A 23,740-nucleotide genomic window follows, 5' to 3' on the forward strand; every position below is an offset into this window, starting at 1 on the left:
GAAGTATGGAGGTGGGAAGTTTGGAAGTAGGAAGTACGATCCAAAAAAAAGGTTAAGAATAGGAAATAACTTATCCTTGTCACATCGACCAGAGGGAGATATTTGTTGAAAAGAACGGTGGAAAGACGAAAAAGGAAATATAGCTTTCCTTAATCCTTTTCAGGACTTCCGGTATTGGCATCTTCATCCAAATCACCTTTTTGGGTTTCAAAACTTGACCTGAAATGTATATCACGCTGCGGAAAGGGAATAACAATTCCCTGCTTTTTGAACATCACATCGATCTGATTGATGATGTCGCCTTTGACAAAAGGCACCTCTAGGTAGTGTGTTACCCAAAAGGCAATTTCTAGGTCTATTCTACTATCATTGAACTCCAAAGGCAGAACTCTCGGTATTGGCTGTGGATGGATCCGAGAATCATTTTTCAAAATCTCTTTGATCAACATAGAGGTTTGTTCGAGGTCAGTTCCATATGCCACCCCTACCACAATGCTGACCTTTTTCCCTTTTCCCATGGTCCAATTCACAAGTTGCTGCCCAAGCAAATCCCCGTTAGGAATGATGATACTTGCCCCTTCATACATATTGACCACACTGCTTCGGAACCCGATGGACTTCATCACTCCCGGCTTTCCGTTGATTTCTATCAAATCCCCCACTTTTACCGGGTTTTCAAAAGCGATAATTACTCCGCTGACGAGGTTGTTGAATAAGCCCTGCAGACCAAGTCCAATGCCTACCCCAAGTGCTCCGAGAACAATGGTAATCTTGTCCAAAGGAATTCCCGATGCAGCGACTGCCAAAAACAAGCCCATGCTGATAATGAAAATCTGCACCAAAAGAAGCCAACTTCCCAGGCTGATGTGTTTTCTCTGGGAAGGAGAATTTGCAACATCCGGATCAGAACTGAAAAATGACACAATCCTGGACAAAAGGACCGAGATCACAAGAATTACCAAGAATATAAATAGACTATTGATCGTAAAATCATAACTGCCCAATGTCCTAGGATCGTTTAGGAAATTACTAAAATCCCCCGAAATCAAATTATAGGCATAGAAATTTCGGCCGACCAAAATGACCCAGCCAAATGTCAGTAGAAAGTAGAATATGCTTGGCACTTTTTCTCCAACTTTATCAAAATTGATAAAGAAAAGCTTTTTGTCAGGTTTATTGTAAATGTTGGAGGCCAAAGCGAGCAACTGATTGATCAACCTTACGGTCCATAATAAAATGATCCCAAGTACAACTCCAAGAAAACCACTGACCAATAGGGCTTTTGAGAAATTAAGGCTTCCGTAAAGATTGAAAATCAATGATAGGGACTGCATACCCAACATAAACGCCACAAAATACAAGATCCGCCTTTCTTTGAGTTGTACCCTTTTATCATTGGCAAATAAGAATATGCCATACAAAACTCCAATGAAAGACAAAATTAACATGGCTATTCTCTCCACTTGGGTAAATGCCAACAATAAATTGATGGAGTTGGATATAAAGAAAACAACCAACACGACTACCCAAAACACCATCCAGTATTTAGAAAGAAACTTTCTGAAAAGGATGGTCAAGGAAATACCGGCAATCATCCAAAGTAAAAAATAAAAGACAAATGGCGGGGAAGGAAAGAAAAACTGGAAAATGCCAATAATGATAATGAGAGAAGAAAAAAATGGGTTCTTAAGAGCGAGATGTTGATTTTCAAAATCTTCTGAATGGGTTTCTTCCCTAACATAAATTTTAACATTTGAGATGAAAAAAGTGAGCAAAAGAACCAAAACAAGCATTGTGATAATTCTCCCACTGTAGATCTCAAAATATAGGATTAAAGCCAAAACCTCTTTTTTATGAGACATTTTTACCACTTCCCAAAAGCTAAAGGAAGAAAAACCCACATTTGCAAAACCACTCACCTCCTTTGAAAAAATTTTCTGATTCAATTCTCCCCTTCTTCTTTCTATTTCCAAAATGGAGGCCTGGAGGGTAATTAAAACCTCGTCAGTTTTGGACTGCAATTTATCGAGGCTATTTAGGGTATAGTGAAGGTCATTGAAAGTAGGTTCAATTTCTTTGGCCACAAGGACAAACTTTGTGGCATAAGCAGCTGCTTGGACGGAATCTGAGGAAAATTTGTAAATTTCCTCAATGCCTGACAAAGAGTCTATCTTATAACTCAATCTAAATAATTCTTGAGATCGGTCCTGTATTTTTTCTTTGAATGTATTGGCCTTATCAAACAATTCCCTCAAAATCGCCCTAGATACCGCCAGATTTCTATCGGACTCGAGTAAGTCATCACTATCAAAAACTCCTTTTTCGACAATCTCCCGTTGGTTATTGATAAGTACAAGTTCTTTTTCGATCCTAACAGAATCAAAGCCGCTTCCCAAATATTTCCTCGCTTCCTGAACTGTATTCTTTACCTGCGACATCACCGACCTTTGAACTCCCTGAACCCTAGTGGCCTCAAACTCCTCTAAACCTTTGGCAAATCCATCGGAACCTATCTTTTGAAGTTTGCGGGTATATTCCGTTTTGGCTGCAGTATCGATGAGAATAAGAGAAGAGGAATCCTTTTGCTGACCAAAACCCATGACTGAACTGAAAAAAAAGACAATAATCCCCAAGAGAAAAGGGATTGATCTTAAAAAGCTTGGCTTTCTTAAAAGATGAATTGGATTATAAATCATGAAATTAAAGGGCGTCAAATGTTCGTCATCAAATCAAGTCAGGTTGAATACTGAAAAATAATCATTTGATCGATGAAATAACAAAATCCACTGATAAATAAGAAAGAGTGTAAAGCCAAAATGGGACTATTGGCCTATTAAAAAGTTGCTGAATAGGAAGACCCGAGTAGAAACCAAATTCTAAAGAATATCAGAATAAATACAATGTTTCAAAATTGATTTTGGAAATGAAAATGATAAAAAAATGAAAGGGTTTTCAGGAGAAACTCCGGCAAACCCTTGTCAATTTCAACTGGAAGTTTTTATCTTAAAATCTAAATCCTGCCGTCAAAAACACTCCGTTTGTTCTTCCTAAATCAATACCAGGAATATTTTTTTGAACATTGGTTAGGGACCATTGGTAACTCAAATCAATGAAGATAATAGAAATATCGGCACCTACCCCTGCAAATACTCCCCATTCAGGGTTGTTAAAATCACTTATGGCATATCCATCAGACACACTAGATAAAATAAAGGCCGATCCTCCTCCAAAAACACGGAAACCAAATGAAGAATCTGTATTGCCAAGAATGTTATAGCCTATCGACAGTGGGATTCTAAAACCACGGAACTTCGCATCGGACAGCGAGGAGACACCATCATTGATGGACGTAGATTCGACATTCCGAGTCATATAGAATATACCAGGCTCAACATAAAATTTGTTTCCTAACTCGACGGAAGCACCTGCCTGCCAGCCCATTTGACCGTTTGCATCATCCAGTGTTCCTGAAATATTTGTGAAATTTAACCCTGCGCCAAGCTTGAAAGAACTTTGAGCAAAAGCACTTCCTACAGTTGCCATTAGAATAAATAATGTTACAAGACTTTTCATTTTAAATAGATTTTTGGTTTCAAATAATTAAGTAATTTGACTATCATGAATATTCCTCGATCGTTTTTTTATGAATCGAGACCTATAACTAATTAAATTATTTTTAGATAATTGAAAATTTGATTAGTCATGTTTTTAAAATATTCACTTCACAAATTTTAATATTTTAATATTTTTATTATTATAAAATCTAAAGGAATTCTTTAATAATTATTGTTTTTAGCCGGAAATGGATTTAATTTTTGTTTTCCTTGGATATGAATCATTTTCTACACAAATGTTCATTCTTCAGATAATTATACTTTGAAATGTAAAAAGGCCCAAGTCTAGAGCTGTGTGGATTGTACTTTACTGTCCCAAAGCCAAAAAATGAATAGATGGGTATGAATTATTAAAAAAGGGTTAAAATGAAAAAGCTTCTATGACAGGTGGCTATCCTCTTAATTGAACCAAAGGAATGGATCATCTGCCAGTATCAGAATCCCACCCCAACCTTGACAAATTTGATTCTCTCCCTATTCCATGTATAACAAAAAACCAAATACCCTTCATCATAAATGATCGAGGGATACGAAAACTCATTTTTACCTTCACCTGCTTCGATTACTTCCTTTATTGGCCAAGTCTTTCCATTGTCAAATGAAACCGCCAATTGCATCGGATAGCGCTTGCCCCAGTTTTCACCAACTGGATTATAGACCAACGCAATGGTTTCATCCTTGATCTTGACGAGGTCCATGCCGCTGTTGTTATTGGGCAAGTCTGTCAACTCCACCGGTGACCAGGTTAAGCCATTGTCTTTGGAATTGCTCCTTCCGATTTTTCCGGCAGAAGTTCTCAAAAGCATATGAATCCTATTGGGCATTGATTCCCAAAGTGCAGGTTGGATCACACCTTCCCCTGTGATCTGATTTCGGTCCAAGATCAAGGTTTCGGAATTGAGCCAGGTTTTGCCGCCATCTTCGGACCTGTCCACAAAGGCATTCCAAACCCTGTCTTTTTCCAAAGAAGCCGGTGCCAACCAAGTGCTGTCTGATAATACCAGGATATGATTACGGACAGGTCCCCTTCCACCACGGTCACCTTCCACGAGTTCTATTGCCTCTGACCATGTATCGCCACCATCTTCCGAATACTGCACCCAAGTCTCCCAATCGTCGATTTCCTTTCCAACTTTGAAGTAGAGGTATAATTTTCCATCCGGAGCATTGAACAGCACAGGATTCCAATGCGGATCGTTTCTGACTTTGACCAGCACCTGTGGGGCTTTCCAGTTTCCGGGTTGGCCTTTGGACATCCAGATTCCGACATCATCGTTTTTCTCATGAGACCCTGCAAACCACACGATCATATATTGCCCATTTCCCAATTTCTCAATCGAGGAAGCATGACATTGCGCAAAAGGCCTGTCGTCTCCAAAGATGAATTCATTGGTTTCAACTTGGAGGTTCACTGTCTGTGCAATAGTCCCAAAACTGAGGAAAAACAAGGATATCAAGAGGAGAGATTTCATAAGCATTGAGGAAATGTATTTTTCAAGATACACTTTTCGCTAGAAATTGTATTGTTGAAGGTACAATTGTTCGGGTATAGGATTTATTATAAATCGCCAAAAACTCTCCTAAATTCAATTTCTATTTCTTGAACTTCTCTATCATTCAGATTGGCAAATTCATTTTCTCTTGCCCTTCTTGACAAAACACCATTGTTCTGTTCCAAAAAATTTACCAATAATGATATCAGTTTGTCCGGCATTTCATAGTCATCCTCAATTGATCGCTTAAATGCATCGTATTTCGTCAAATATTCAATCTCTCTTGGAATGATCTCCACGATCGTAACTTCCACACATTCAAAAAGGAACTCGGCATGTTTGGTAGCATCAAAGTACTTGTAATAATCTGCGGTTTGGTTAAGGACATTGACATTATGATCTTTGGTCTCCTGCCATTGAATAAAATCCAGTAAGGGCAAAGAGTGGGATTCCAAAACTTTTCTGTATTCATGGATTTTATCCAAAATTGCGGCAGAAACAGGAAAAATGATTCCCTGATGAGAAAAATTCATTCTACTGAGAATGTGGTGGATGAGGTACCTGTGGATCCGCCCATTTCCATCTTCAAACGGATGTATAAAAACAAACCCAAAAGCTATGGCAGTAGCAACCAAAACCGGATTCATTTCGCTTTTCCATAAAAGCTTTTCTGTTTCCAGAAATCCACTTATCAACCTATCAAGGTCTTCCCATTTTGCTGAAATATGATCAGGAATAGGTTCTCCAGTGCTTCGGTCATGTTCTCCAACAAAACCACCTTTGGTCCGAAATCCCAATTCCAGGAATCGCGGATTTTCAATGACCAATTGTTGCAGCCTTAGCAATTCCTCCTTTGACAGATCTCGCAACCCCGCCTGTCCCATGGCTTGTCCCCAGCGAACCGCTCTTTTGCTTTTTGGACTTTCTCCCTCAATAGAAAAGGAAGCCTTCGAATCTTTCAACAATAAAAATGAAGATGCTCTTTGAAGTATATCCTTGCTGAAGTCCTTCAAGTACTTGGTTTGTTTGTCTGCTAAATTGGCATGGACGTATTGCTCTAGTTTCTCAGTTTTTGAAATTAACGGGCAAAAATCCACCGTTCCGGGGAGGTTGTTGATGACACGGTGGCGTGGGGAGCGCAGCCCTTGAATTACACCATATTGTAGGTGGTTCTCAATAAGAGGAATAAAATTTCCACTTTTTAAGTTTTCTACTTCCAAAGGTTTTTGCATTAACCATTCATACAAAAACCAAATTCTTCTGCTGTACTGACCCAAAGGTTCCACTTGAATAATTTCCAACACCTCTGCATCACTAAGGTTTTCAAACATTTTTTTGAAAAACAACAAATTGATTCCCTCGTATTTTAATGCAAATACCAGATGCTTATACAAACTATCTTCGGGTTTATGCCTAGAAGTATATACCGCCCAAGTCTCAGATTGGTATTGCCTTTTTTTCATACTGATTAGAGACAATTTTTGAGGCATTGGGATTTCCAGTTGTAAAGCCTCAATGATTGCCCCATATCCAACTAACCACGCTTCCTCAGGAGCAATCCTTCCGTGAAAAACATTTACAAAAAGGGAAAAATGATTATTATTCATATTTAAAGGTGAAATTTAATTTTCAAAAATAGTGAAAAACAAATTAAAAAGGTGAAAAACGATTATATATTTAAAATTAAGTGAATTTCGTTTATAAAATAGAAGGAAAGTATATATCAGACTAAAAATTTTCAAACCGAAAATTCATAAAAGAGAAAATCCAAAAATTAAATCCCGACAATTTCCGCCACTCAAATAGCAGCTCCCAAGGATATGTCTTATTTTAGACCATCCAATTTTGAGTTGCACTTATGTACATTATTTTCGATACCGAAACCACCGGATTACCAAGAAGTTATAATGCCCCCATGTCAGATGATGACAACTGGCCAAGGCTGGTTCAGGTGGCATGGCAGCTTCATGATGCCAAAGGCAAACTCCTTTCCAATCATAATTACATTGTCAAACCGGAAGGATTCACTATTCCTTACAATGCCGAAAAAGTGCACGGCATTTCTACTGAACGTGCAACAAGAGGAGGTCATGCTTTAGATAAGGTGCTCGCGGTTTTTCATGAGGATGTAGAAAAAGCCAACTACCTCGTAGGTCACAACATCGGTTTTGACATCAACGTGGTGGGTTCTGAGTTTTTGCGAAAGCAAATCCCCATGAAGCTACAGTCCATGAAGGAAATGGATACCAAAGACCTTTCCACGGATTTTTGTGCGCTACCTGGCGGCAAAGGAGGGAAATACAAATGGCCGACTTTGACGGAATTGCACCTCAAACTTTTTGGCAACGGATTTCAGGATGCCCACGATGCGGCCTATGACGTAGCAGCTACTGCCAAATGTTTTTTTGGTCTGATTACCCAAAAAGTGATTGCCCCGGAAAAGGGAATTCTGGTTTCGGAAGTTATATATGAGGCACCAACCCTTGATGTAGCCAACTTTGCCAATGCAAAAGATGAGCAAAAAACAGCCGCCAAAGATGTCCTGAAAGCTGCCGGGACAGCCGATATCTCGGTCATGACAGACATGCCTTTTTCGCACCTGCATGTCCATACGCAATATTCCGTCCTGCAGGCGACTTCTGAAATTCCTGCCATGATCGCCCTTGCAAAGGAAATGAAAATGCCTGCGATCGCCATGACTGACCATGGCAACATGATGGCGGCATTCAATTTTGTCAAAGAAGCCCTTGCAAAAGAAATTAAACCCATCATCGGTTGTGAATTTAACCTGACCAAGGACCGAAATAACAAAAGCCAAAAGGATGACGGTTACCAGACTGTACTCCTAGCAAAAAACAAAAAAGGATATCATAACCTCGCCAAACTCTCCTCCTACGCCAATATCCAAGGCTATTATTATCTCCCAAGGATCGACAAGGAAGTTTTGGTGGAATACAAATCAGACCTTATCGCTACCACAGGCGGACTTTGGGGAGAGATTCCCTACCTGATTTTGAATGTGGGTGACACGCAGGCCGAGGAAGCTTTTGTCTGGTGGAAGGAGCAATTTGGAGAAGACTTTTATGTAGAACTCAACCGCCACGGGATTCCTGAAGAGGAAAAAGTGAATGAGATTTTGTTGCATTTTGCACACAAATACGGCGTCAAATACTTTGCCGCAAACAACACTTATTACAACCATAAAAATGACGCCAAAGCCCATGATATTTTGCTTTGTGTCAAAGACGGGGAATTGGTAGAGAAGCCAAAGAAATACATCGGCAAGCGTGGCCGTGAATTCCGATATGGTTTTCCCAATGACGAATTCTATTTGAAAAGTCCTGAGGAGATGAAAAAACTCTTCGCTGACCTTCCTGAGGCAATCGCCTGCACCAACGAGATTGTCGAAAAAATAGAAACCTACAAACTCCAAAGGGACGTGTTGCTTCCGAATTTCCAGATTCCTGAGGAATTCAAAAATCCTTTGGATGAGGAAGACGGAGGCAAAAGAGGAGAAAATGCCTATCTGAAATACCTGACTTACGAAGGTGCGAAGAAACGCTACCCTGTTCTCACCGACGAAATCAGGGAAAGATTGGAATTTGAATTGGCTACAATTGAAAAAACTGGTTATCCGGGATACTTTCTTATCGTACAGGATTTTACAGGAGCAGCGAGAAAGATGGGGGTTTCCGTAGGTCCAGGAAGGGGTTCGGCCGCGGGTTCGGCTGTTGCTTATTGCACGGGAATCACCAATGTGGATCCTATCGCTTATGACCTACTCTTCGAGAGATTCCTCAATCCGGACAGGGTTTCCCTTCCCGATATTGATATTGACTTTGACGATGAAGGCCGACAGAAAGTCATCGATTATGTGATCAACAAATACGGTTCAAACCAGGTCGCACAAATCATCACTTACGGTACCATGGCTGCCAAATCAGCCATCCGTGATACCGCAAGGGTTTTGAACCTGCCTTTGGCTGAAGCCGATAAACTGGCAAAACTTGTTCCGGATATCAAGCTAAAGGCGCTTTTTGACCTATCCAACGACCGGGCAAAACTAGCTGACAAACTCAAAAACAATGGAGAGGACATCGGCATAGCGGATGAACTGATCCGGATTTACAAAGGTCAGGATGAATTGTCCCGAACTATCAAGCAGGCAACGGTTTTGGAAGGTTCGGTTCGAAATCTCGGAATACATGCCTGTGGGGTGATCATCACACCCGGAGACATTACCAATTACGTTCCTGTGGCTTTGGCCAAAGATTCGGACATGGTCTGCACACAGTTTGACAACTCAGTCGTGGAAAGCGCCGGGTTATTGAAAATGGACTTCTTGGGATTGAAAACCCTAACCTTGATCAAAGACGCTGTCAAAATCGTCAAAGAAAGACATGGCATCGACCTCGATCCAGATGAATTTCCGATAGATGATGTAAAGACTTATGAGCTTTTTCAAAGAGGGGAAACTGTCGGAATCTTCCAATACGAATCTGCCGGGATGCAGAAGTACATGCGGGAACTGAAGCCAACGGTATTTGCGGATTTGATAGCCATGAATGCACTTTATAGACCGGGACCTTTGGAATATATCCCGAGTTTTATCCGAAGGAAACATGGCACAGAGCCCATCAGCTATGACCTTGAGGACATGAAAGAATACCTGGAGGAAACTTATGGTATCACCGTCTATCAGGAACAGGTCATGTTGCTTTCTCAAAAATTGGCGGGTTTTACCAAAGGCGAAGCGGACGTACTCCGTAAGGCAATGGGTAAAAAGCAAAAGGATGTCTTGGATAAAATGAAACCCAAGTTTGTGGAACAGGCTTCCTTAAAGGGCCATGATCCAAAAAAACTGGAGAAAATCTGGAAAGATTGGGAAGCCTTTGCCTCCTATGCCTTCAACAAGTCCCACTCGACATGCTATGCCTGGATTGCCTACCAGACGGCATACCTCAAGGCACATTATCCGGCTGAGTACATGGCCTCGGTACTTAGCAACAACATGAATGATATCACGCAGGTGACATTCTTCATGGAGGAATGCAAGCGTGCCGGCATCGCTGTATTGGGTCCGGATATCAATGAATCCAACAACGGATTTACGGTAAATAAGGAAGGCCAGGTCAGGTTTGGTCTTGCTGCTATCAAAGGTGCAGGAAGTGGTGCCGTAGATATGATTATTGCAGAAAGGGAAAAATCCGGATCCTATAAAAACATATTTGAGTTCTGCAAAAGGGTCAATTCACGCGCCGTAAATAAAAAAACATTGGAAGCTTTGGCAATGGCCGGAGGCTTTGATTGCTTCAAAGAACACCACAGAAGACAGTATCTCGAAGCTTTAGACGGTGATGTGACCTTATTGGAAAAGGCCACCAAATATGCCCAAAAGGTCCAGCAGGAAGCTGACAGTTCACAAGTCAGTCTTTTTGGAGGAGGAACAGGGATGGAAGTTCCCTTACCAAGCATACCTCCGATGGAACCATTTAGTCAGCTTCAGCAACTCAACATTGAAAAGGAAGTAGTCGGACTTTATATTTCCGGACATCCTTTAGATCAGTTTAGGGTAGAAATAGAATCATTTACCAATACCCCTCTGCCGGAGTTCAGTGATATCGAAAACTTGCGAAAAAAAGGCGAAATAAAAGCGGCCGGTGCGGTGACCTCATTTGCCCATAGGACTACCAAAACGGGGAAACCATTTGGAACGCTGACCATGGAAGATTATCACGGGGCGCATACCTTCTTTATTTTTGGAGAAGATTATATCCGGTTCAAAGAGTATTTCATGACCGGTTGGTTTATTTACCTGACCGGATCCACCCATCTCAACAAATGGAAGGATAATGAATACGAATTCAAGATCAACTCCATGATGCTTTTGAGTGAAGTTAGAGGAAAAATGATCAAAGGTTTGCGAGTCAATATTGACCTAGATGACCTAAATTTTGACCTGATGGAAAAACTCGAAGCCATCACCCAAAAATATAAGGGAGAAGCCAAGCTGTACATCAACATCATTGACAGTAAGGAAAACATCACTCTAGACCTCATGTCCAAGCGGTATACTGTAGATCCTTCCAATGAAATGATCAAGGACTTGGGTCAAATTCCTGAGGTGGTCTATCAGATCATATAATCCGGAGAATTAGAAAATTTGCGAAACAAAGAATCATATTCCTCAAATAAGGGGTTTGTAAAGTGTGGTTTCGATTTCCGGAAAAGCAATTTGGAAAAAGTTCTTACTGAAAAATGACTTATAATCACACCAAGCAAATTCATTTTGGGTATTTTATTTTTTTAATACCTCTCGGAACTTATTCACAAGTAAAGTGCTTTAGAAGTATATTTGAAAAATTAGCAACATCCAAAAATACAATACAATGGCAAAAGCAATAGAAATTACTGACGCAAACTTTCAAGAAATAATCAATTCAGAGCATCCTGTTCTAGTGGATTTTTGGGCAGAATGGTGTGGACCATGTAAAATGATCGGCCCAATAGTAGAGGAATTGGCAGGTGATTATGCAGGAAAAGCAGTGATCGGAAAGGTAGATGTGGATTCAAACCCAATGGTTGCCTCGCAGCTTGGAATCAGAAGTATCCCTACCCTTCTTTTCTTCAAAGATGGCAAAATAGTTGACAAACAAGTCGGTGCAGTTCCTAAAGCCGTTTTGGCTCAAAAACTGGATGCCCAACTTTAATCCAAATAAGAATTAAATGGATAGCCACAAAGATTCGATCTTTGTGGCTATTTTTATTTTTGAGTAAAATGAATTCATGAAAGAAACCCTGATCGAACTTGAGCAATTTTTGGAACTGAGGGAATTCATCCCAATCTTGGATGCCCGAAGTGAAGGGGAGTTTGAGCAGGGACATATCCCCGGTGCGACCAATCTGCCTATCCTAAACAACGAGGAAAGGAAAATTGTCGGAACCATTTATAAGCAGCTAGGAAACCAAGAAGCCATATTGAAGGGTTTCGAGCTCGTCGGGCCTAGGTTTCATGCCATCATTCAGGATGCTTTGATACTTTTTCCAGAAAAAAAAATCATGACTTATTGCTGGCGTGGAGGCATGAGAAGTGAAATCATGTCCTGGCTTCTCAGCATGGCAGGATTTCAAATTTTGCGGTTGAAGGGAGGGTACAAAACTTACCGGACATTAACCTATGAAACAGTACGTGCAAAAAGAGATTTTATCGTTTTGGGAGGAAAAACAGGTGTTGGAAAAACTGTTTTGCTTCACGGGCTAAAAAAAATGGGGGAATCAGTCATTGACTTAGAAGATCTGGCCAAACACAAAGGTTCTTCATTTGGAGGAATAGGTCAGCCGACCCAGCCAAGCATAGAACATTTTGAAAATTTGCTCGCTGAAGAATTTTTCAAAATCCCTATTTCAGAGAAAATATGGATAGAAAATGAAAGCCGGAGAATTGGAAAAGTGAATCTTGCAGATGAACTCTATGCCAATATCATAGCTTCCCCTTTGATAGAAATTATCAAATCCGAACCAGAAAGAATCAGCCATATTGCTGAAGAATATGCTGTCTTGCCTCAAAATGAACTTTTAGAAGCTGTAAAAAGGCTTCAAAAAAAATTGGGGGGAAAAAGGACGTCCGAAGCATTAGAAGATATCATTGAACATCGCCATTCTTCCTGGATTGCAAACATGCTGGTGTACTATGACAAAACTTATGGCTATGAACTTGACAGCCATAAACGAGACCAAACATTCCAATTAGACCTGACTAATACCGATTTAGAAGAATCTATCCAACATCTTTTGGCTATAAAAAACAACATCCAATGGAAAACCCAACTATCAGATTAACGCAATTCAGTGAAGGTTCAGGCTGTGGATGCAAGATTGCACCTGCAGTTTTGGATAGCATCCTTGCCAACAGAAAGTCAGTCGATTTGGTAGATACGCAACTTTTGGTGGGGAACTCATCCAAAGACGATGCCGCTGTATATCAGGTCAGCGAGACTATTGCTATGATCAACACAGTTGATTTCTTCACCCCTATTGTAGATGATGCATACGATTTTGGAAGGATTGCTGCGGCAAATGCTTTATCGGATGTATATGCCATGGGTGGAAAACCTCTTTTTGCAAATGCAATCTTGAGTTGGCCGGTGGAAAAAATAGACCCGCTTTTGGCTGGGGAAGTTTTGGAGGGAGGAAGGGAGATGTGCCATTTGGCAGGAATTCCTTTGGCCGGAGGACATAGCATTGCGGCAAAGGATCCGATATTTGGGCTATCGGTGAATGGAATCATTCACCCTGACAACATCAAAACCAACAAAGGTGCACAGGAAGGAGATCTGATTTACATCACAAAACCCCTAGGGATAGGTGTGTTGGCAACCGCTCTGAAAAGGGACAAGATCAAACAGGATGATTATGCCAATATGATCCTCTATGCTACCCAAATCAACTCTATTGGCAAGGATTTCGGGCTATTGGATTATATACATGCCATGACAGATGTGACAGGATTTGGTCTATTGGGACATTTGGTGGAGATGGCTGAAGGTGCAGGACTCACAGCTATCATACAAGGCTCTAGCCTTCCTCTGATCGAAGGCGTTTCTGATTACATCTCCCAATTTGTATTTCCCGATAATACTTACAGGAATTGGAATGCCTATAGCGGCAAATCGGAAGGGATCGTCGGAATGGAATTGGTCAAATTCTGCGATCCACAGACCAATGGAGGATTGATGGTGGCTGTCGATCCTAAATCCCAAAAAGCTTTTGAGTCAATCCTGGAACAACAGCAACAAAAAGCATGGCTGATCGGGGAGTTTAATTCCCAATCAGCCGTAGTGGTCAAAGTGGTTTAATCAAGAATTTTCACTTTGATATTTTTATAATAAATCACGCTTTCGGGGTCATGTGCCTGAAGTGCAAATGTTCCCTTATCTATTTTCTTCTCACCGGCATTGGCAGGGCGGTTCTTATCTTCTGACTCAATGTATTCCATTACGGTTTTGCCATTGATTTTTACAGTGACATGGTCGCCTTTGACGATAATGTGTTCGGTGTACCATTCCCCGTCTTTGACATAGACTTCTTTCACATCATTGAATGAATACAAACTTCCCGTCTTTCTCCAGTCACTGTGGGTTTGGTTTACCTGAACTTCATAGCCTTTGTTAGGCCATCCGGTCTCTTGATATTTGGTGTGGAAAAAAATCCCCGAGTTGGCTTTAGGCATAGTTTTTACCTCGGCGATAAATTCAAAATTTTTGAATTCTCCATTATTGACATCGCCAACATAGAAAGCGTGTGCACGTGGACCGTCGATTTTGATTTCTCCATCGATTACTGCAAAAGAAGATGGGTTCTCTGAGACCTTCCAACCATCAAGATTTTTTCCATTAAATAAGGAAATCCATCCGTCTTTTTGGGCAAACGAATGGAAAGACAAGGAAAACAGAAACAGGATTACAAGTATGTTTTTCATGGTATAGCGGTAAATGGTTATAAGGAAATATAGCGTAAATAATTATGTCTGCTTCCAGAAAATTGACCGGAAGGTATAAATTAAAATGATTGGCTGAATATTCATCCCATCAATCATGCAAAGGGGAGACCCCTCCTGAGACTATCATTTTCATGATATCAGCACTTTTGACATTTTTTAAGATCCGGACATTATCTTTCGGAACCAAATAAAGATTTCCTGAGAAATTATAGCTGTGTGGAAAATAGATGGCTACAAGGTTCTCTTCTTCCAAAATAGTCAGGTCATCCTGCGTAATAAACCCAAGTCGGGACATTCCTTCAGATAATTTTACTATAACAGGAATATTGAATTTCTTTTTGTCCCCCACAAAAGCTGACATCAGGTCCTTGATGCTTGTATACAAGATATTGATCAATGGAATTTTGAAAACCCACTTTTCAAAAATATCAAAGAGAGGCTTGGTAATAAAAATACTTGCCAAAAACCCAATGAACGTGATGAAAGCGAGCATAATCAAAATCCCAAGGCCAGGAATAGGAATCGGTAGTATCCCATCCAAAAACTGTATGATCAAATAGATCACGTAGATAGTAAGTGCGATTGGAACCACAAACAACAATCCCCTGAAAAAGTATGTAATGATTCTTCTATAAGTGAAAGCCATGTTTGAACATTTTGAATAAAAATACAAAAAAAGAATACTTACCGAGCGGAAATAATTGTTAAAACATTCCCAAAACCAATTACTACTATCTCTAAACACAAAAAAACCCCGGATTGAATACCCGGGGTTTGAACTTCTCTAGTGGATATTTTAGAGATCTATTCCCATGAAGGACATAAAAGCGATCCCCATCAAACCTGTTAAAAGCATGGTTATACCAAGTCCTTTCAGACCATTTGGCACATTGGAATATTTCAATTTTTCTCTGATGGCAGCAAGGGCTACGATAGCTAACAACCAGCCGATACCGGAACTGAAACCATAAACAGTAGCTTCGGCCAAAGTATAATCTCTTTGGGCCATAAACAAAGCAGCACCCAAGATGGCACAGTTTACAGCGATCAGCGGTAAGAAAATACCCAGAGCTCCGTAGAGTGCAGGAGCAAATTTCTCAACTATCATTTCCACAAGTTGGGTGATAGCTGCAACTATTGCAATAAACATGATGAATCTCAAAAAAGACAAGTCGATGGTAGCAAATGTATCACCTGCCCATGACAAAGCTCCTTCTTTCAATACATACTCATTCAAAAGCCAGTTAGCAGGAACAGTTACTGTAAGTACAAATATTACAGCTGCTCCAAGACCGATGGCAGTTGTTACTTTTTTGGAAACTGCCAAATAGGAGCACATTCCCAAAAAGTAAGCGAAAATCATGTTATCGATAAATATCGATCTAATACCAAGGTTAAATAACTCCATTTTTTCTAAATTTTAATGTTCAACATAACCTGTTTTGGTCCGCTGTACCCAAATAATCAATCCAAGGATGATAAATGCGCCAACCGGAGTTACCATTAAACCATTGGTGGCCAAAGAGAAATCCTCCCCGAATAATCCTGCAATTGCATCAAAAATTTTGATCCCAAAAATACTTCCGGAACCGAATAATTCTCTGAAAAATGCGACTGCAAGTATAATCCAAGAGTAACCCAAAGAAGAACCAAGTCCATCCAACATGGAATCATATGGCTTGTTTCCTAAAGCAAAAGCTTCCAAACGACCCATTACAATACAGTTAGTGATAATCAATCCTACAAAGACTGAAAGTTCCTTGTACATATCATATGCAAACGCTTTCAACAATTCACTTACCAAAGTCACCAAGGTGGCAACAACCGCCAACTGAACTATTATCCTTACCCTTGTTGGGATTGTATTTCTCATCAAAGAGATTACGATATTGGACATTACCACAACAAAAGTCACGGAAATAGCCATGATAAGCGTTGGCTGCATTTGTGTGGTAACGGCAAGTGCTGAACAAATACCCAATACTTGGATGGTCACCGGATTACTGTCAACTAATGGATCGGTAACCAAACCTTTCCTCCTTTTTGACAAAAGCGCCTCAGCGGGCTTTTTAACTTCTATCGCTGTTGTTTCTGTACTCATTTGTTTAAAGTTTAAACGTTAAAGACTTAATTTACAGCAACAACCTCAGTTTGTTGACCTGCTTTTTGACTACTCAAAAATGCACTGTAATATTCAAGATAATTTTTAAGCATTTTATTCACGCCGTTGGCGGTAATTGTTGCTCCCGACATTCCATCCACTTTATGAAGGTCTGATTCATAATCTTTCCCCTCCCCTTTTTGCATATAAACTGATTGGATCTTTCCGGATTCATCAAATATTTTTTTCCCCTGATACCTTTCTTGGACATCGGATGAAGTGATCCTCGCACCCAAACCCGGCGTTTCCGCTTTATGGGCAAATGTTACCCCTTCAATGGTACTCAAATCAGTCTGCAAGGCAACATAACCCCAAATTTCGTCCCAAAGTCCTGCACCATATACAGGTAAAATATAAGACTCTACGGATTCAGGATTACCCTCTGCATGGTAAATGAAAATTGGATACATCCTGTTCTCAGGTGCCATTTTATAATTTTTACCAACATTGACTTTTTCCGCAACTACAGGACTACCATCAGGTGCAGTCTCAATAACTTTACCTTCGATATCTACCACTTTTGAAGAAATCCTGCTTTCATAAAAACTCAAAACCTCTTCAGGCTTCATTTTACCAAGTTGATCACCATCAACCACCGCACCAAGAATCTGTTTTTTGGTATCCAATTCTTCAGCCTTCCTTTGTAATGGACCTAAAATCTGAGAGGATCCTGATAACAATAACCCTAAAATTATTGTCAATATAGCTGAGAATGTAATAATGTATGTATTAGACTGTTGCACGTTGTAACCTCCTGTTTTTATTAGCTTTAACTACATAATAATCAATCAATGGCGCAAATACATTCATGAAGAGAACAGCAAGCATGATTCCCTCCGGATATGCCGGATTAGTCACCCTGATAATCACTGTCAAAAATCCTATCAACAAACCATATATCCATTTCCCAGTTTCTGTCTGAGCTGCAGAAACAGGATCTGTCGCCATGAAAACCATTCCAAATGCCAATCCACCAACTACCCAATGGTATTCAGGTGACATAGCCATATATTCATTAACTGCAAATAAATTCATGACCACTCCCATAATATAAGCGCCTGCAAATCCACTTACAATAATTTTCCAACTTCCTACACCTGTTCCTATCAAAATTAGCGCTCCGATGATACACATAAGTGTGGAAGTTTCACCGATGGAGCCTGGGATCCAACCCATAAACATATTGGCAAAACTATATATTCCATCTCCCATTACAGAATTGTGTTCTGCGAGTGCTTGGGTGACCGGTTGACCATCAACGCCTGCGTTGTAAGCAACTGCCAAAGCGGTAGCACCGGAGAAGCCATCAACAGGTGCCTTGTCTCCAAGATAAGTCCAAACAAGATCACCTGAAATCTGTGCAGGATAGGCAAAGTACAAAAATGCCCGTGCCGTCATGGCAACATTAAGTACATTCATGCCCGTGCCTCCAAAAACTTCTTTTGCTATGACCACTGCGAATATCGTAGCGAGGGCAACTTGCCACAATGGAATCGTTGCCGGTACAACCAAAGGAATCAACATTCCTGTCACTAGGAACCCTTCATTGATGGGGTGTTTTCTGATTACAGCAAAAGCTGCTTCTACCAATCCACCTGCCGCGTAAGCTACTATCACAATCGGAAGTACAAGTTGTAATCCCAAAAGGAATTTAGGACCGAAATCCTCCCACAAGCCTGCAGTCTGTCCCGTTGCAAGAAAATGCTGATGCCCGGTATTGTAAATACCAAAAAGAAGACAAGGAATCATGGCAATCACCACAGTGATCATCATCCTCTTCAGGTCAATGGCATCTTTTACCTGAGCACCTTTTATACCGTTTGTATGATTGGGAGAAAACAAAAATGTCTCTCCTGCCTCATAGAGGTAAAATAGGTTCTCCAACTTTCCGCCTTTATGAAAAAGCGGTTTCTGCTTATCCAACAGATCTCTTAGAAACTTCATATTAATTAACTGTATTGAATTAAATCTATTCCTTTTCTGATTATTTCCTGAACGGGATGCTTGGATACATCTACAAACTCACAGAGTGCAAGGTCTTCCTCCACCACTTCGTAAATTCCCAATTCTTCCATTTCGTCAAAATCTTCAGCCATAATGGCCTTCAACAAATAAACCGGAAGAATATCCATCGGTGTGACGCTTTCAAAAACTCCGGTCTGGACAAACGCCCTTTCTTCTCCTCTCACATTGGTATCAAGAACATACTCCTTGTTTGGCTTCAAGAAAGAAAGTAAACCAAGTGCTCTATGGTAACTCAGTTTCTCTGTAGTTGGCTTCATCCAACCCAAAAACTCATAGTAATCTCCTTCGGGAAGAATGGTAATTTGACTTGCATAAAATCCCAAATAACCATCATTATTGATTTTTTCACCTGTCAGGACATTCCCGGAAACCACTCTAATATGGCCTTGCTTGAGGTTGCCATTCACCAAAGTATCGACACAGGCGCCGATATATGTTTTTGCATAGGCGGCTTTCTTTGCTTCAGAACCCGAAACAGCAACTAGTTTTGATGCGTCGTATTTTCCTTCAACAAAAAGCTTTCCGATCTGAACAACCCCAAAAGGACTGATTGTCCAGACTAATTCCCCTTTATTGATTGGATCAACATGGTGAATATGGACACCCACATTTCCTGCAGGATGTGGACCGGAAAATTTATTGACCTGCGCGCCTTGAACATTTGCAAAAACAGGTGCTATCTCCGAATCAAGTTCAAGTCCCAAGTGAACTTTTCCTGCTGTCAGTTTTTGAAGTACAAGAACACCGGCCTGGAAATATTTTTCTTCCCCTTTCAAAGCAAACCCATAATCGGGTGCAAGAGGATGGGTATCAAAACCCGAAATAAAAATAGATTTTGGGGAATCCTGTGGGTTGGCAACAATTCCATATGGCCTTTGTATCAATTGGGGCCAAACTCCACTTTTACATAGCTGGGAGATCGCAGTCTCTTTGGAAAGAGTTTTTAATGAAGATTCAGAGAATTTTTCGAAAGATTCATAACTGACGTCAGAATCTGCTAGGATTTTGATCTCCAACAGTTTCCTTTTGTCCCCTCTTTTGATTTCGACTATCTCCCCAGAAACAGGAGCGACATAAAGCACACTTTCCATCGCTTTGTCAAATAAAATCGGAGTACCGGCTTTTACCGAATCTCCTTCATTTACAGTGACTTTTGGTCTTTGCATTCCAATAAAATCAGCAGGTTTGATCGCAAAGGTTTTTGCCCGTTTGAAATCCCCAAGCTGCTTTTCAGCTTTTCCGGCGAGCTTAATATCAAATCCTTTCTTAAGCTTTATTGTTTTTGACATATGATTTTGAACTGTATGGTCTATTTAAAAACGCCTCAAATCTAATAAAATACATCAGTTATTTGAAGGTAATTTTGGTAATATTTGTGAGTTTTCGCACAGATATTAAAGGTTTTATTTGAATGGAAGGCTGGTCAATTTTCCAAAACCCTGTCTCTTTCCAAAGACTGGACATGATCCAACACCCGCTCCATCAACCACATAGGTGTGGAAGTTGCGCCGCATATGCCTATTTTGTCCACAGGATTAAACCAAGATGGGTCGATTTCTGTTTCGTTCTCCACAAAATAACTTCTGTTATTTTCGGCTAGGCAAACCTGATATAATGCTCTTCCGTTGGAGCTTTTTTTGCCTGAGACAAATAAAATGACATCATTCTCCTGCGAAAACCGCTGAAGCTGTGGCTCCCTGTTGGAAACCTGTCGGCAAATCGAGTCATTGGCATTGAAATCAACCTCTGAAAGCTCCCCTTTCTCAGCCCTTATCCTTTCCTCAATTTTTGCTTTCAGTTCATAAAATCCTTTGGTGCTTTTGGTAGTCTGACTGAACAAGGTAACTGGTCGGGAATAATCGACTTTATCCAAATCTATGTCCTCCATGACAACAATGGCTTTTTCTAAAGTCTGTCCTGTAAGCCCAATCACTTCAGCATGGCCTTTTTTGCCATAGATGACAATCTGCCCCTGCTCTCTTTCCATTTTATCAAATGCTGTTTTTACCCTATGCTGCAGTTTCAAAACTACCGGGCAAGAGGCATCAATCAGTTCGATGTTATTTTCTATCGCTGTTCTATAAGTTTCCGGTGGTTCACCATGAGCCCTTATCAACACCTTACAATCTGTCAATCCCTGAAGCTGCTCCCTATCGATCACCACCAATCCTTTTTCGCTCAGCCGCTTCACTTCCATGTCATTGTGGACAATGTCTCCAAGGCAATATAACTTCTCAGATACTTCCATTTCGTCCTCCGCCATTTTGATGGCAAACTCAACTCCAAAACAATACCCTGAATTTTTGTCAATGGTCACTTCCATAGTCAAAATATTAAATGCCGATTTTTTCTTTGGCGAATGATACAATCTGATTTACCTGATCTTCAAATTCCAACAAACTCGTGTCCAACTCTACCGCATCTTCTGCTTTTCGAAGTGGACTTTCCTGTCTTGTCGTATCTACCTGATCTCTTTCTGCTAGATTTTGCACTATTTTTTCAAGTGCTACCAACTCCCCTCTTTCGAGAAGTTCTTTTTGACGTCTTTCGGCCCGGATATTCAAATCCGCCGACATAAAAACCTTCAATTCGGCAGTAGGAAATACCACTGTTCCGATATCCCTTCCATCCATGACCACACCTTTCTTTTTACCCATTTTTTGCTGTTGGGCGACGAGTTCGGTCCTTACCTCTTTGATCTTACTGACTTCACTTACATAATCAGAAACCCGCATGGACCGGATTTCATCCTCTACGTTCAATCCATTGAGATAGGTTTCCTGCTTTCCATTATCGGGATTCGGGTGAAAGGAGATTTCAAGGGATTCGAGAAATTTATTGACTTCCTTAGGATTGGAAAGGACAACATGGTTATTCAAAAAATGTAATGTCGCAGCTCTGTACATGGCTCCTGAGTCGATATAAGTATAACCCAAATTCTGGGCCACGGCTTTAGCAGTAGAACTTTTGCCACATCCTGAGTATCCGTCAATTGCAATCACAATTTTCTGCATCAAATAAAAGTAGCCTTGGCTTTTTTTAATTTCAGGCGCAAATATAGTAGTTTTAAATCTATTTCCTTTTCAATATGTATGTATTACAAAACTTGGTAAGGCTAATTCATAATATCGTAAACATATATTTCCAATCTTTCAAAAACATTCCACCATGGGTAATCTCCTTGTCCTCGGACAGCTTGTTGATATTTCAAACCGAGAGATATTTTCTGCGGAAATTTCTGTGGAAAAAGGCAAAATTGTATCCATCCGAAAAGTTGTTGAAGACAAAACACTTCCCTTTATCCTACCGGGTTTCATTGATGCCCATGTACACATAGAGTCCTCCATGCTCGTTCCTTCAGAATTTGCGAGGCTGGCTGTTCCACACGGTACTGTGGCCACTGTTTCTGATCCGCACGAAATCGCCAATGTATGTGGCATGGAGGGAATCAATTACATGATAGACAATGGAAAACAGGTTCCCTTCAAATTTTATTTTGGCGCACCATCCTGCGTTCCGGCTACTCCCTTTGAAACTGCAGGAGCGGAAATAAGCGTCAGGGATATCGATGATCTCTTGGAGAGAAAAGAAATAAGCTACCTCGCAGAGATGATGAATTGGCCGGGAACGGTCCACAGAGACCCGATAGTCATGGAAAAAATTGCCCTTGCGAAGAAATACGGCAAGCCTGTCGATGGCCATGCTCCGGGATTGAGAGGAGAAATTGCTGCCCAATATGTGTCCGCAGGCATTACCACTGACCACGAATGCTTTACTTTGGAAGAGGCTTTGGACAAGGTAAAGTTGGGTATGAAAATCTCCATCCGTGAAGGCAGCGCTGCCAAAAATTTCGATGCACTGATAGATATCATCGATGATTATCCTGACATGGTGATGTTTTGCTCGGACGATAAGCATCCGGATAACCTCGCTATCAGCCATATCAATGAACTTGTCGTGCGGTCAGTAGCCAAAGGAAAGGATGTCTTTGATGTTTTAAAAGCAGCATGTATCACCCCTGTACAGCATTACAGCATGGACGTCGGTCAAATGCAGATTGGCGATCCTGCAGATTTTATTGTGGTCCAAGACCTCAAGGATTTCAAAGTCCTTCAGACATATATCGATGGAAAGTTGGTGGCGGAAGACGGAAAAACTTTGATCCACAAGATCCATAATCCCATTATCAATAACTTCAATACAGGATTAAAGACTGTTGAAAATTTTAAATTATTGGCAAAAGGAAACATAGTCCGAGTAATCAGCGCATTAGACGGACAGCTTATCACTCCTGAGATCCAAGGTGAAATTCTTATTAAGGAAGGCTTGGCCGAATCAAACCCCCTATCTGATATTCTAAAATTGACGGTAGTCAACCGTTACCAAGAGGCAATGCCTGCCATTGCTTTTATCAAAAACTTCGGATTGAAATCCGGAGCAATCGCTTCTTCAGTCGGCCATGATTCACACAATATCATAGCAGTCGGCGTAGATGATGCGTCCATTTGCCGGGCGGTCAATTTACTGATCCAAGAAAAAGGCGGCATTTCTGCTGTAAATGATACCGCGGAGTTGGTTTTGCCTTTGCCTGTGGGAGGAATCATGTCACCAGACGATGGCTATGAAGTGGCACAAGCTTATACAAACATCGACAAAATGGCGAAGGAAATGGGTTCATCTCTCAAATCCCCTTTTATGACATTGAGTTTTATGGCACTATTGGTCATCCCCGATCTCAAACTCAGCGACAAAGGATTGTTTGACGGTCAGCGATTTGAGTTTGTTGACGTGTTTCTATCCTAGCCCTCAACCAATTGTATAAATATTTTTCAGTTTTGGGTCAAAATTAAATTTTGTCATTTTCTCAATTTCCACATAGAAATATCACAAAGCCTTTGACTCAAAATCAGAAATTGCTTCAGATGCCAAATGGAGGCCCAAAGGCTGA

General features: G+C 40.7%; 18 protein-coding genes. 5 read left to right on the plus strand and 13 right to left on the minus strand.

The window, feature by feature from the left end:
* Nucleotides 1-149 precede the first annotated feature (149 nt).
* From DQW11_RS15435 to DQW11_RS15450, 4 genes are all read right to left on the minus strand, one after another.
* On the minus strand, nt 150-2,633 hold the full coding sequence (locus DQW11_RS15435) for a mechanosensitive ion channel domain-containing protein (protein ID WP_157966127.1): 2,484 nt from the start codon (nt 2,631-2,633) through the stop codon (nt 150-152).
* A 370-nt stretch (nt 2,634-3,003) separates the two neighbouring features.
* Nucleotides 3,004-3,573: an outer membrane beta-barrel protein gene (locus DQW11_RS15440; RefSeq protein ID WP_113925007.1), complete on the minus strand. Its 570-nt coding sequence runs from the start codon at nt 3,571-3,573 to the stop codon at nt 3,004-3,006.
* A 475-nt stretch (nt 3,574-4,048) separates the two neighbouring features.
* Entirely contained in the window at nt 4,049-5,086 is a 1,038-nt protein-coding gene (locus DQW11_RS15445) for a sialidase family protein (protein ID WP_113925282.1), read from the minus strand.
* Nucleotides 5,087-5,172: 86 nt separating this feature from the next.
* The gene (locus DQW11_RS15450) at nt 5,173-6,714 is read right to left on the minus strand and encodes a Fic family protein (protein WP_113925008.1); all 1,542 of its coding nucleotides are present in this window, start codon (nt 6,712-6,714) and stop codon (nt 5,173-5,175) included.
* Between the two features lie 251 nt (nt 6,715-6,965).
* On the opposite strand from DQW11_RS15450, the gene dnaE reads away from it, so the two are divergent.
* The 4 genes from dnaE (at nt 6,966) to selD (ending at nt 13,962) form a co-directional block, all read left to right on the plus strand.
* The gene (gene dnaE / locus DQW11_RS15455; RefSeq protein WP_113925009.1) at nt 6,966-11,252 is read left to right on the plus strand and encodes a DNA polymerase III subunit alpha; all 4,287 of its coding nucleotides are present in this window, start codon (nt 6,966-6,968) and stop codon (nt 11,250-11,252) included.
* A gap of 244 nt (nt 11,253-11,496) precedes the next feature.
* Entirely contained in the window at nt 11,497-11,817 is a 321-nt protein-coding gene (trxA, locus tag DQW11_RS15460; RefSeq protein ID WP_113925010.1) for a thioredoxin, read from the plus strand.
* 76 nt (nt 11,818-11,893) lie between these two features.
* Complete coding sequence (gene mnmH, locus DQW11_RS15465) at nt 11,894-12,946, plus strand: tRNA 2-selenouridine(34) synthase MnmH (RefSeq protein WP_113925011.1); 1,053 nt, start codon at nt 11,894-11,896, stop codon at nt 12,944-12,946.
* Nucleotides 12,922-13,962, plus strand: a complete 1,041-nt coding sequence (gene selD, locus DQW11_RS15470) for a selenide, water dikinase SelD (protein WP_113925012.1) — start codon at nt 12,922-12,924, stop codon at nt 13,960-13,962. The genes mnmH and selD overlap by 25 nt, the downstream gene beginning before the upstream one ends.
* On the opposite strand, the gene DQW11_RS15475 is transcribed toward selD, so the two are convergent.
* From DQW11_RS15475 to cmk, 9 genes are all read right to left on the minus strand, one after another.
* The gene (locus DQW11_RS15475; protein WP_113925013.1) at nt 13,959-14,585 is read right to left on the minus strand and encodes a 3-keto-disaccharide hydrolase; all 627 of its coding nucleotides are present in this window, start codon (nt 14,583-14,585) and stop codon (nt 13,959-13,961) included. The genes selD and DQW11_RS15475 overlap by 4 nt on opposite strands.
* A 109-nt stretch (nt 14,586-14,694) precedes the next feature.
* Nucleotides 14,695-15,252 carry a DUF502 domain-containing protein gene (locus DQW11_RS15480; RefSeq protein WP_113925014.1) on the minus strand — a complete coding sequence of 186 codons (558 nt, stop codon included), beginning with the start codon at nt 15,250-15,252 and terminating at the stop codon, nt 14,695-14,697.
* A gap of 150 nt (nt 15,253-15,402) precedes the next feature.
* Nucleotides 15,403-16,014 (minus strand): NADH:ubiquinone reductase (Na(+)-transporting) subunit E, encoded by a 612-nt coding sequence (nqrE, locus tag DQW11_RS15485; protein WP_113925015.1) that lies wholly within the window; start codon nt 16,012-16,014, stop codon nt 15,403-15,405.
* Between the two features lie 12 nt (nt 16,015-16,026).
* Nucleotides 16,027-16,707, minus strand: a complete 681-nt coding sequence (locus DQW11_RS15490) for an NADH:ubiquinone reductase (Na(+)-transporting) subunit D (protein ID WP_113925016.1) — start codon at nt 16,705-16,707, stop codon at nt 16,027-16,029.
* Between the two features lie 26 nt (nt 16,708-16,733).
* Entirely contained in the window at nt 16,734-17,510 is a 777-nt protein-coding gene (gene nqrC, locus DQW11_RS15495) for an NADH:ubiquinone reductase (Na(+)-transporting) subunit C (protein WP_113925017.1), read from the minus strand.
* The gene (locus DQW11_RS15500; RefSeq protein WP_113925018.1) at nt 17,497-18,711 is read right to left on the minus strand and encodes an NADH:ubiquinone reductase (Na(+)-transporting) subunit B; all 1,215 of its coding nucleotides are present in this window, start codon (nt 18,709-18,711) and stop codon (nt 17,497-17,499) included. The genes nqrC and DQW11_RS15500 overlap by 14 nt, the downstream gene beginning before the upstream one ends.
* Nucleotides 18,712-18,716: 5 nt before the next feature.
* Nucleotides 18,717-20,081 (minus strand): Na(+)-translocating NADH-quinone reductase subunit A, encoded by a 1,365-nt coding sequence (locus DQW11_RS15505; RefSeq protein ID WP_113925019.1) that lies wholly within the window; start codon nt 20,079-20,081, stop codon nt 18,717-18,719.
* 134 nt (nt 20,082-20,215) lie between these two features.
* Nucleotides 20,216-21,115 (minus strand): 4-hydroxy-3-methylbut-2-enyl diphosphate reductase, encoded by a 900-nt coding sequence (locus DQW11_RS15510; RefSeq protein WP_113925020.1) that lies wholly within the window; start codon nt 21,113-21,115, stop codon nt 20,216-20,218.
* Nucleotides 21,116-21,125: 10 nt separating this feature from the next.
* Nucleotides 21,126-21,806, minus strand: coding sequence for a (d)CMP kinase (gene cmk, locus DQW11_RS15515; RefSeq protein ID WP_113925021.1), 681 nt, complete (start codon nt 21,804-21,806; stop codon nt 21,126-21,128).
* Nucleotides 21,807-21,960: 154 nt separating this feature from the next.
* On the opposite strand from cmk, the gene ade reads away from it, so the two are divergent.
* Entirely contained in the window at nt 21,961-23,595 is a 1,635-nt protein-coding gene (gene ade / locus DQW11_RS15520) for an adenine deaminase (protein ID WP_113925022.1), read from the plus strand.
* The last annotated feature ends 145 nt before the right edge of the window (nt 23,596-23,740 follow it).

Origin of the sequence: Cognataquiflexum aquatile (genome assembly GCF_003316845.1) — a bacterium.
Classification (GTDB): domain Bacteria; phylum Bacteroidota; class Bacteroidia; order Cytophagales; family Cyclobacteriaceae; genus Cognataquiflexum; species Cognataquiflexum aquatile.

What these genes read in the sequence shown, in the direction of transcription:
- DQW11_RS15440 (WP_113925007.1), bottom strand. Translation starts at nt 3,573, where the DNA reads ATGAAAAGTCTTGTAACATTATTTATTCTAATGGCAACTGTAGGAAGT.
- DQW11_RS15445 (WP_113925282.1), bottom strand. Translation starts at nt 5,086, where the DNA reads ATGAAATCTCTCCTCTTGATATCCTTGTTTTTCCTCAGTTTTGGGACT.
- DQW11_RS15450 (WP_113925008.1), bottom strand. Translation starts at nt 6,714, where the DNA reads ATGAATAATAATCATTTTTCCCTTTTTGTAAATGTTTTTCACGGAAGG.
- dnaE (WP_113925009.1), top strand. Translation starts at nt 6,966, where the DNA reads ATGTACATTATTTTCGATACCGAAACCACCGGATTACCAAGAAGTTAT.
- trxA (WP_113925010.1), top strand. Translation starts at nt 11,497, where the DNA reads ATGGCAAAAGCAATAGAAATTACTGACGCAAACTTTCAAGAAATAATC.
- mnmH (WP_113925011.1), top strand. Translation starts at nt 11,894, where the DNA reads ATGAAAGAAACCCTGATCGAACTTGAGCAATTTTTGGAACTGAGGGAA.
- selD (WP_113925012.1), top strand. Translation starts at nt 12,922, where the DNA reads ATGGAAAACCCAACTATCAGATTAACGCAATTCAGTGAAGGTTCAGGC.
- DQW11_RS15475 (WP_113925013.1), bottom strand. Translation starts at nt 14,585, where the DNA reads ATGAAAAACATACTTGTAATCCTGTTTCTGTTTTCCTTGTCTTTCCAT.
- DQW11_RS15480 (WP_113925014.1), bottom strand. Translation starts at nt 15,252, where the DNA reads ATGGCTTTCACTTATAGAAGAATCATTACATACTTTTTCAGGGGATTG.
- nqrE (WP_113925015.1), bottom strand. Translation starts at nt 16,014, where the DNA reads ATGGAGTTATTTAACCTTGGTATTAGATCGATATTTATCGATAACATG.
- DQW11_RS15490 (WP_113925016.1), bottom strand. Translation starts at nt 16,707, where the DNA reads ATGAGTACAGAAACAACAGCGATAGAAGTTAAAAAGCCCGCTGAGGCG.
- DQW11_RS15500 (WP_113925018.1), bottom strand. Translation starts at nt 18,711, where the DNA reads ATGAAGTTTCTAAGAGATCTGTTGGATAAGCAGAAACCGCTTTTTCAT.
- DQW11_RS15505 (WP_113925019.1), bottom strand. Translation starts at nt 20,081, where the DNA reads ATGTCAAAAACAATAAAGCTTAAGAAAGGATTTGATATTAAGCTCGCC.
- DQW11_RS15510 (WP_113925020.1), bottom strand. Translation starts at nt 21,115, where the DNA reads ATGGAAGTGACCATTGACAAAAATTCAGGGTATTGTTTTGGAGTTGAG.
- cmk (WP_113925021.1), bottom strand. Translation starts at nt 21,806, where the DNA reads ATGCAGAAAATTGTGATTGCAATTGACGGATACTCAGGATGTGGCAAA.
- ade (WP_113925022.1), top strand. Translation starts at nt 21,961, where the DNA reads ATGGGTAATCTCCTTGTCCTCGGACAGCTTGTTGATATTTCAAACCGA.